This window comes from Tautonia sociabilis (assembly GCF_003977685.1).
Lineage (GTDB): Bacteria > Planctomycetota > Planctomycetia > Isosphaerales > Isosphaeraceae > Tautonia > Tautonia sociabilis.
On sequence record NZ_RYZH01000068.1, the window covers coordinates 19,587 to 28,855 of the forward strand.

Annotated in this window: 8 protein-coding genes; all 8 read left to right on the forward strand. The window is 72.4% G+C overall.

Features of this window, described 5'->3' with window-relative positions; genetic code table 11:
* The first annotated feature begins 1 nt into the window (after position 1).
* The 8 genes from TsocGM_RS23175 to TsocGM_RS23210 all read left to right on the forward strand — a co-directional run bounded on the left by TsocGM_RS23175 (position 2) and on the right by TsocGM_RS23210 (position 9,010).
* Positions 2–1,417 carry an ABC transporter permease gene (locus tag TsocGM_RS23175; protein WP_126727842.1) on the forward strand — a complete coding sequence of 472 codons (1,416 nt, stop codon included), beginning with the start codon at positions 2–4 and terminating at the stop codon, positions 1,415–1,417.
* Positions 1,418–1,465: 48 nt separating this feature from the next.
* On the forward strand, positions 1,466–2,872 hold the full coding sequence (locus TsocGM_RS23180; protein ID WP_126727843.1) for an ABC transporter permease: 1,407 nt from the start codon (positions 1,466–1,468) through the stop codon (positions 2,870–2,872).
* 41 nt (positions 2,873–2,913) lie between these two features.
* Positions 2,914–3,963: a tetratricopeptide repeat protein gene (locus tag TsocGM_RS23185; protein WP_126727844.1), complete on the forward strand. Its 1,050-nt coding sequence runs from the start codon at positions 2,914–2,916 to the stop codon at positions 3,961–3,963.
* A 67-nt stretch (positions 3,964–4,030) separates the two neighbouring features.
* The gene (locus tag TsocGM_RS23190; RefSeq protein ID WP_126727845.1) at positions 4,031–4,846 is read left to right on the forward strand and encodes a DUF4198 domain-containing protein; all 816 of its coding nucleotides are present in this window, start codon (positions 4,031–4,033) and stop codon (positions 4,844–4,846) included.
* 103 nt (positions 4,847–4,949) lie between these two features.
* A complete protein-coding gene (locus tag TsocGM_RS23195; RefSeq protein ID WP_126727846.1) occupies positions 4,950–6,194 on the forward strand; it encodes a DUF418 domain-containing protein in 1,245 nt (414 codons plus the stop codon).
* Between the two features lie 116 nt (positions 6,195–6,310).
* Positions 6,311–7,387: a DUF1559 domain-containing protein gene (locus tag TsocGM_RS23200; RefSeq protein ID WP_126727847.1), complete on the forward strand. Its 1,077-nt coding sequence runs from the start codon at positions 6,311–6,313 to the stop codon at positions 7,385–7,387.
* Positions 7,388–7,421: 34 nt separating this feature from the next.
* Complete coding sequence (locus TsocGM_RS23205; protein ID WP_126727848.1) at positions 7,422–7,616, forward strand: hypothetical protein; 195 nt, start codon at positions 7,422–7,424, stop codon at positions 7,614–7,616.
* A gap of 8 nt (positions 7,617–7,624) precedes the next feature.
* Positions 7,625–9,010, forward strand: coding sequence for a sialidase family protein (locus tag TsocGM_RS23210; RefSeq protein WP_126727849.1), 1,386 nt, complete (start codon positions 7,625–7,627; stop codon positions 9,008–9,010).
* Positions 9,011–9,269 lie beyond the last annotated feature (259 nt).

A 9,269-nucleotide genomic window follows, 5' to 3' on the forward strand; every position in this document is an offset into this window, starting at 1 on the left:
CATGATCCTCCGCATCGCCCGCAAGGAGTTCGTCGAGCTGGCCCGCGACGGCCGCTTCCGGGCCTCGGCGGCCGTCGTCGGCATCCTGATGGTCGGCGCCCTGGCCGTCGGCTGGGAAGGGTGGCGCGACATCTCCCGCGAGCACGCGCGGGCCGAGGCCGACTCGCGCGAGCGGTTCGAGGGCCAGGGCGAGAAGAACCCGCACTCGGCGGCCCACTACGGGCTGCACCTGTTCAAGCCGAAGTCGTCGCTGGCCTTCGTCGACCCGGGTGTCGACCCCTACACCGGCATCTCCGTCTTCGTCGAGGCCCACCGCCGCAACGAGGTCGACTACCGGCCCGCCCGCGACGCCACCGCCCTCGAGCGGTTCGGCGACCTGACGGCCGCGAGCGTGCTCCAGGTGCTCTTGCCCCTGGTGATCATCTTCCTCGCCTTCCCGGCCGTCGCCGGCGAGCGCGAGCAGGGGACGCTCCGCCAGGTGCTCAGCCTCGGAGTCCGGCCGAGGGACCTGCTGCTCGGCAAGGCGATCGGCCTGGCGGCGGCGATGGGGATCATCGTCCTGCCGGCGGTCGTCGTGGGGGCGGTGCTGCTCTCCCGGGTCGGGGACGACGCCGGGGCCGCCTGGCCGAGGGCGGCGGCGCTGGCGGCCGGCTACCTGCTCTACCTGGCCATGTTCCTCGCCGTCTCGCTCTTCGCCTCGATCCGGGCGAAGTCGGGCCGATCGGCCCTGGTGGCCTTGCTGGGCTTCTGGATCCTCAACACGATGGTCGCCCCCCGCCTGGCGACCGACCTGGCAAGGCGGCTCCACCCAACCCCCTCGGCCCTGGAGTTCGCCTCGGCGATCGACCGGGAGATCCGCGAGGGCGTCGACGGCCACGACCCGCAGGACGAGCGGATCCGCCGGCTGGAGGAGGAGTTGCTGGACCGGTACGACGTCGACTTCGTCGAGGACCTGCCGATCAACTTCCAGGGCGTCGCGTTGCAGGCCGGCGAGGACCACGGCAACGCCGTCTTCGACCGGCATTACGACGCCCTCTGGTCCACCTTCGATCACCAGGACGCCGCCCGCTCGGCCCTCGGCTTCCTCGCCCCGACGCTGGCGATCCGCTCGCTCTCGATGGGGCTCGCCGGCACCGACGCGGTCGAGCATCGCGCCTTCGCCGAGGCGGCCGAGGCGCACCGACGCGAGCTGGTCCGCCTGCTGAATGACGACCTCGCCACCAACGGCGCCGACCTCGGCTTCATGTACCAGGCCGGCCCCGAGCTGTGGGGGCAGATGCCCCGCTTCCGCTTCGAGCCGCCACCGGTCGCCGGGACGATCGCCCGCCTCGGCCCGAGCTGGCTGGCGCTCGGGCTCTGGACGATCGTCGCGGCCGCCGCGGCCGCGTGGTCGGCACGCACGCTCCGCATCGATTGACGGGATTCCCAAACGAGGCCGCCGACCGGCACCGGGGGTGCTTCGCCGATGCTCGCTCGGATCATGCGACACGAGGCCAGGGTGCTGGCCGCCGACCGTTCCCTCTGGGCCCTGGCCGGCCTGCTGGCCGCCGTGGTGGCCTACGGGGCGCTCAACGGCGCCTCCTGGGCCGAGACCCGCCGGGCCGCGCTCGAAGCCGCCGCAGCGGAGGAGGCCGCCCGGTTCGACGAGCTGCGCCGACGCCTCGGCTCGCCCGGCGACGCAATCGGCGTGGGCGCCCTGGAGGTCGGCCGTTCCTCCGGCGCCCGCTACGCCGCCATGCCGCCGGGGCTGCTGGCGGCGCTGGTGGTGGGCCAGTCGGACCTGCTGCCGTCCTACGTCAAGGTGACGACCGACGGCCGCCAGTCGCTCGACGGCGCCGACGAGATCGAGAACCCCACCCACCTGCTCACCGGCCGCTTCGACCTCGGCTTCGTCATCGTCGTCCTCTACCCGCTGGCGATCCTGGCCCTGAGCTTCGACCTGCTCTCCGCCGAGAAGGAGCGGGGGACGCTGGCGCTGGTGCTCTCGCAGCCGGTGTCGCTGCGGCAGGTCGTCCTGGGGAAGGTGCTGTTGCGTGGGCTCCTGGTCGTCGGCCTCGCGGTGGCGATCTCGATGGTCGGCTTGGCGGTGGGGGGCGGCGCGTCGGGGCCGGGCGTGCTGGCGAGGGCGGGGCTCTGGATGGCGGTGGTGGCGGCCTACGGGGCGTTCTGGTTCGCGCTGGCCGTGGCCGTCAACGCGATGGGCCGGGGCTCGTCGGCCAACGCGCTGATCCTCGCCGGGATCTGGCTGGCGCTGGTGGCGGTGGTGCCGGCCCTGGTCAACGTGGCGGTCAAGGCGGTGCATCCCGTCCCGTCGCGGGCCGAGCTGGTCCAAGCCCTCCGCGAGGCCTCCGACGAGGCCCAGGCCGAGGGCTCCCGGCTGAAGGCCCGCTACTTCGAGGACCACCCGGAGCTGGCCGGCGGGGACGTCGACGCGGACGAGTACGCCGTGCAGGCCCTCGCCGTGCAGGAGGCCGTCGAGGCCAGCGTCCGCGACATACAAGGCCGCTTCGAAGCCCAGCTCGCCCGCCAGCAGGCGATGGTCGACCGCCTCCGCTTCCTCTCCCCGGCGATCGTCACGGTCGAGGCCCTTCAGGACGTCGCCGGCACCGGCGCCGCCCGGGCCCGACACTTCGCCGGACAGGTCGAGGCGTTCCACGAGTCCTACCGCGCCTTCTTCCGCCCCCGGATCCTCCGGGCCGAGCCGATCGGGCCGAAAGACCTGGACGCCATCCCCGCGTTCACCTTCCGCGAGGAGCCGCTGCCGGGCGTGGCCGGCCGCGTCGCCCTCGGGCTGGCCGGGCTGGTCCTCCCGGCCGTCCTCGTCGGGGCCGTCGGCCGCAAGGCCCTGGGACGCTACCCCATCGTCGGATGATTCGCGATCGACGATCCCATGCACCACTGGCAAACACAGCGATGAATCGACACGTCCACTGTTGCTCCGCGTTGGTCCTGGTGGGGCTGGTCGCGATCCCGGCAGGATCGGCAGCCCAGGGGGCCAACGAGCCTGCCCCCGCCGTGGCGGAGGCGTCCGCCCTGATCGACTCCGGCCGCTACGACGAGGCCAAAGCCCTGCTCGACCAACTCGGGGCAGAGGCTGCCGGTGCCGAGGCCCTCCGCTGTCTCGCCCGGCTGGCCGAGGTCAACGGCGACCCCGAGGCCGCGCTGGCGAGGGCCGCCGAGGCGGTCGCCGCGTGCCGAAAGGAGATCCGCTCGGTCGACTCAATCGAGGGCGCCAACGCCCTGGCCGAGTACCACACCGCCTTCGGGCGGGTTGCCCTGCGTGCAGGGGCGATCGACCAGGCCGAGGAGCAGTTCCGCGCAGCGATCGCCCTGATCAACGGCGCCCACCAGAAGCTGCACGAGCTGGGCGTCCCCCACAACGAAACCGACCCTCGCCTCTTCGCAGGCCCGGCAACCGACGGCCTGGCCCGCGTCTACGCCGCCCGCGGAGACGCCCACCGCGCCGAGCGGACCTGGCGCGGCGTCGCCGCCCGCACCGACGACCCCGCCATCCTCGTCGCCTTCGGCGACCTCTACACGTCCATCGACGACGCCCGCAAGGCCGACCGCATGTACGCCCGGGCCGCCGAGCTGGCCGGCGACCGCCCCGAGCACCGCCGCGCCCTCGCCCTGCACCTCGCCGACCGGGGGTCCGACCTCGACCGCGCCCTCGCCCTGGCCGAGGCCGCCCTGGAGGGCCGCGACGACATCGAGGGCCACGACGCCCTGGCCTGGGTGCTCCACCGCCGCGGCGAGCACGACCGCGCCGCCGAGGCGATCGCCCGGGCGCTGCGCACCGGGACCCGCGACCCGAGCATCCGCCACCACGCCGGCATGATCGCCCTCGCCCTCGGCCGCCGCGACGAGGCCCGCGACCACCTCGCGACGGCCCTGGAGGCCAACCCGAAGTTCGATCCCCTCGACGCCCCACTCGCCCGCGAGGCGCTCGACTCCCTGAAATGACCCCGATCCCGGCCGGCCCGCCGATGGGGAGCGGGAAGCCGCCCTTTCTCGCCCGGAGGACCCACTCATGACCGCCAAGCGACTGCTCGCCGCGGCGCTGCTGCTCTCGATCGCCGGCGCGGCCCAGGCCCACTCCACCCGCGTGATCGCCACCCGACCGGTCGTCGAGCCGGGCCGCAAGACGACCGTCTTCATCGGCTGGGGCCACCTGCTGCCGGTCGACGAGCTGGTCGCGGCCGAGGACATGGCCGCCTACCGGCTCCACCCGCCCTCGGGCTCGGCGACGGCCCTGACCCTCTCGGGCCGCTCGCTCCAGGCCAACGAGCCGACGCTCGAGGAGCCGGGCGTCTACCAGGTCGAGGCCACCCGGAAGCCGTCCATCTTCACCGCGTACACCAAGGCCGACGGGTCGCGCTCCTTCGAGCCGCTGCCCAAGGACGAGGTCGACTTGCCCGAGGGGGCCAAGCTCGACCTCTCGGCCCGCAGCGTCCAGTGCGCCAAGGCCCTGATCCTCTGCGGCCCGGACGCGCCGGCCGGCCCGATCGCGCCGCTCGGCCACCCGCTGGAGATCGTCCTCGAATCGACGCCGGGCCCGAAGGGCTTTTCGCCCGACGAGCCGGTGCGTGCCCGTGTGCTGTTCCACGGCGATCCGGTCGCCGGCATCAAGGTCTTCGCCGCCAGCACGTCGCTCAACCCGAGCGGGGCCGCCGAGACCTCCGTCGAGACCGACTCCGAAGGACGCGTCTCCCTCGACCTGTACGAGCCGGGCACCTGGGTCCTCGAGGCCTACCACAACGTCGATGCCCCCGAGGAATTCCGAACGTCCTTCGACAGCGACTCCTTCCTGGCCACCTTCTCCATCCCGGTCGCGGGAGAGGAGTGAACGACGATCCACCGCAGCCCGGTCGATTCCCCGGCGTGTCGTCCGGAGATCGACCGGGGCGCGGCACGGCGATGATCGCGATTCCTCGGAGGGGAGGCCAGGAATGGCAGATGGAGACGACGTTCGTGCCGCGGCCCCGGATCGCATGTCCCTGGTCCCTCCCGAGGGCCGGATCGTCTCGCTCGACGCCCTCCGAGGCTTCGCGCCGCTGGGCATCCTCATCGCCAACATGCCGGCGTTCGGCCAGCCCTGGGCGGCCGCCGACGCCGGTCTGGACCTCTTCCCCGGCCGCTACGACCGGGCGGCGGACTGGCTGATCCAGTCCCTGGTCGTGGGCAAGTTCAACGCGATCTTCTCGTTCCTCTTCGGCGTCGGCTTCGCCCTCCAGATGGAGCGGGCCGACGCCCGCGGCGGCGGGCTCGCGGTCTACTACCGTCGGATCGCGTCGCTGTTCCTCGTCGGGATCGCCCACTATGTGCTCCTCTGGAACGGAGACATCCTGCACTCCTACGCGATCCTCGGGCTCGCCCTGCCCCTGGTCCGGTGGTCCCGCCTCCTGGACGCGGTGCTCGTCGTCATCGCGTGCCTGCTACTCACCGGGGAGCTGACCCACCGCTACGCCGCCCTGATGCTCGAACTACCGTCCTCCATGGGCGACGTCGACCCCGCCTCCCGGTCCGCCGCGCAGGCGCGGCTCTTCGAGCAGGGGAGCTACGGGGAGCAGGTCTCTTACCGCTGGCGGGAGCTGATCCGGACCCACCTCGGGGAGTCGGCCTACTGGTGGAGCCTCTGCAACTACGGCGGGACGATGCTCCTGGGGTATGTCGCCGGCCGTCGCGGCCTGTTCCGCGACGCCGGCCGGCACGCCGCCACCTTCCGCCGCCTGGCCGTCGGCGGCCTGCTGCTGGGGTTCGCCTGCGGCGTGGTCTTCGCGACCGGCATCCGGTCGATCGACCGCACGGTGGTCACGCCCTGGCGAGTCCTCGTCGGCCTAACCTTCATCCTCAACCGGCTGTCCCTCGTCGCGGCCTACGTCGGAGGCATCGTGCTGCTCTGCCGGGGAGACCGAGGGCGTCGATGCCTCCGGCCCCTGGCGGCCGTCGGGCGGATGCCGCTGACCAACTACATCCTCCAGACCGTCGCCTGCACGACGATCCTCTACAGCTACGGCCTCGGCCTCCACGGCCGGCTCGGCCCGCTGACCGCGACATCACTGGCCCTGGTCATCTACGCCGTGCAGGTGGCCCTCAGCGTCCTGTGGATGGCTCGCTACCGATTCGGGCCGCTCGAGTGGGCCTGGCGTGCCGTCTCCTACGGGCGTTTCCCCGGCCTCGCCTCCGGGGGCTGACGAGGCGTTTCGAACTCATTTCCGGGCTGAACCCCCGGCATCAGGCCGACGCGGGAACCCTTCGGGTTGTGCCGCGCCCCAGTTGACGCCACCCATTCACGACGAGGCTAAACCGGATGGACGCGAGTCGGAATCAGGCCCGGGATCGTGCGGGCTTCACTCTGATCGAGCTGCTGGTGGTGATCGCCATCATCGGCGTCCTGATCGCCCTGCTGCTGCCGGCCGTGCAGGCCGCCCGCGAGGCGGCCCGCCGCGCCCAGTGCTCGAACAACCTGAAGCAATTGGCCCTGGCCGCCATGAACTACGAGAGCAGCCACGGCTGCCTCCCGCCCGGCGGCTTCCCCGTGCGGGCCAACCCGGCCAGCGGGGTCCCGCACAACGACCATAGCGTCTTCGAGCGGGTCGGCCCCTTCCTGGAGCAGCAGGCGATCTTCAACGCCATCAACTTCGAGCTGAACGCCTATCGCAACGAGAACCTCACGGCCGTCGGCACCGGCATCGCCACGCTCTGGTGCCCGAGCGACGCGACGGTCTCCGAGGCCACGCCGCTGATCCCCGACGCCGCGGCCTCGGTCGGCGTCGGCAGCGCGGCGTGGATGTACCCCCCGCCCCGCCCGGCCGGCACCTGGACGCAGCAGCACACGAGCTATCGCGGCGTCTCGGGGATCTGGGCCTCCTCGCCGTCGAGCCTCGACCCGGCCGAGATCCGACGCGCCCGCGCGAACAAAAACGGCGTCATCTTCGCCTCCAGCAGCGTCCGCCTGGCCGAGATCCGCGACGGGACGAGCAACACCCTGCTCTTCGACGAACGGGCGCACTCCTACTACCCGAACGCCGCCTCCCGGACCCCACAGCTCGCCCCGTACTACGCCGCCATCTACGGCGCCTGGACGCACGGCGTGTACACCTTCGACGGCGTCTACAACAACCCGCCTAATCGCGTCCGCTCGCCCGCCACACCGTCCAGCCAGCACCCGGGCGGGATCAACGCGGCGTTCTGCGACGGCTCGGTCCGCTTCCTCAAGGACTCGATCGACTCCTTTGGGCCGACCAACGACTACCGCTCGCGCGGGCCCATCCTCTACGACGCGGCCACGGGCAACTACCTGCTGGCCGCGGGCACCCGCGTGCCCGTCTTCCAGGCGCTCGCCACCCGGGCCGGGGGCGAAGTGGTCTCGGCCGACGCCTACTGAACGGCGACACGGACACGGGGCCGGAGGACAGACGATGGACCTGAAGACCATGACAATCACACGCCGATGGCGTGCCCTCCTGGCGATGTACCTGGCCGCGCTCTCGCTCGGGGCCGCGGGTTGCGCCGGCCGCGACCCGAGCGACCCGGCCCCCAGCACGCCCCCCGGCGGACCGGATCCGCTCGCAGACCCGAGCGAAGCGGCCTCGGGACCGGGGGCCGGAGGATGAGGGAACAAATGGCATACGATCGATGCCGCCAGGGAAAGGTTGCCTCGATCGCCGCGGTCTCGTGCCTCGTCCTGATGGCCGGGGCGACCGCCCAGCAGATCGAGGTCTCCCCGACCGTTGTCGTGGCCGAGGATGCGGACGGCGTCGCATCCTGGTCGCACGTGGTCGCCCACCCGACCGACGCCGACCGGCTGATGATCTGCGGGGCCCTCATCCGCCCGCGCGGCGCCATGCCCGGGGCGACCGGCTTCGTCGCGGTCTCGCACGATGGGGGAGGGAGCTGGAGGCGGACCCTCACCGACTCGGGGGCGGCCTTCAGCTCGGAGCACAGCGGCGCGTTCGGTCGGGGCGATCGTGCGTATTTCGCCGCGACCCACGACCACGCCGAGGGCGGCCTCTGGCTCTACCGCTCCGACGACGGCGGCCTGTCGTGGCACGAGCCGGCAGGGCCGGCCCCGTTCGTCGACCTGACGGCGATGGCGGTCGACGTCTCGCCCGCCTCGCCGCATCGCGACCGCCTCTACCTCTTCGGGCACTTCGCCCGCCACTCGGGCCGCCGCGGGCCGATGCCGCTCCTGCGCTCGGAGGACGGGGGGCGCACGCTCCGCCCCCCGGCGTTCCCGCCCGACGACGGCCAGCCGGACCGTCCGATCACCTTCCCGGGCGGCGCCGTCGTCCTGGAGGACGGCACCGCCCTCGCCGTCTACCAGTCGATGCACCGGCCGGCCGGGTCCGAGGGCATCCCGCCGCAGGCGCTCCCGAAGTACGTGGAGCTGCTCCGTAGCGCGGACGGCGGACGGAGCGTATCCATCGCCACCGTGGCCAGATACGAATACTGGCTAGCGGACGGCGCGCTGCCCGACCTGCCGTCGATCGCCGCGGGGGCAGGACGTGCGGGCGGCGGGCAGGTGGCCTATGTGGCCTGGACCGACCTGGCCGCGGGTCGGTCCGAGGTGTGGCTCGCCGCCTCGCGGGACGGGGGCGAGACCTGGTCGGCCCCGGCCCGCGTCGACGATTTGGACGGCGTAATGGAGCACGACGTCTTCGTCGCGTCCCACCCGAACGTCGCCGTGGGCCAGGACGGAATCGTGGCGGTGAGTTGGCGCGACATCCGCCGCGACTGCTGGCGGGTCTCGGCCTCGCTCGACGGCGGGCTCACCTTCGGCCCGAGCATGCCCCTGACCACTTCCCATCGGGATGGAGGGGCGTCGCCGCTCGACGGAGTCTATTCGATCGCACACGGGAGCGACGTCGGCCTTGCGGCCGACGCCGCGGGCCGGTACCACGCGGCATGGTCGGAAGAGCTGGAGGGCGGGTATCGGCTCTTGAGCGTACGCTTCCTCGTCGGGCATTCTCCCGGGGAAGCACCGGCCGGCATCAGAAATGACCGATAACTTTGGGGCAGCCCAGTTGGGCCTTCCGAGACTGTGTCACTTGCGATTGAAACCTCCGCCGCCCGCCCCTGGTGTCCCAGCCAACTTGAAGGCTCCCTGGGCGGCACGGTAACCTATGGGGTGGTAACGAGTTGAAGCCCTCCCACCATGAGGTGCCCCCATGGAATCCTTGGCTCACTTCTGCTGCCAGAACCCCGACTGCAAGGACCATGGCCTCCGGGGCGGGACCAACCTGACCGCCTGCGGTCGCTATGGCCAG

Coding starts and splice junctions, on each gene's coding strand:
- TsocGM_RS23175 (WP_126727842.1), top strand. CDS start 2: ATGATCCTCCGCATCGCCCGCAAGGAGTTCGTCGAGCTGGCCCGCGAC.
- TsocGM_RS23180 (WP_126727843.1), top strand. CDS start 1,466: ATGCTCGCTCGGATCATGCGACACGAGGCCAGGGTGCTGGCCGCCGAC.
- TsocGM_RS23185 (WP_126727844.1), top strand. CDS start 2,914: ATGAATCGACACGTCCACTGTTGCTCCGCGTTGGTCCTGGTGGGGCTG.
- TsocGM_RS23190 (WP_126727845.1), top strand. CDS start 4,031: ATGACCGCCAAGCGACTGCTCGCCGCGGCGCTGCTGCTCTCGATCGCC.
- TsocGM_RS23195 (WP_126727846.1), top strand. CDS start 4,950: ATGGCAGATGGAGACGACGTTCGTGCCGCGGCCCCGGATCGCATGTCC.
- TsocGM_RS23200 (WP_126727847.1), top strand. CDS start 6,311: ATGGACGCGAGTCGGAATCAGGCCCGGGATCGTGCGGGCTTCACTCTG.
- TsocGM_RS23205 (WP_126727848.1), top strand. CDS start 7,422: ATGGACCTGAAGACCATGACAATCACACGCCGATGGCGTGCCCTCCTG.
- TsocGM_RS23210 (WP_126727849.1), top strand. CDS start 7,625: ATGGCATACGATCGATGCCGCCAGGGAAAGGTTGCCTCGATCGCCGCG.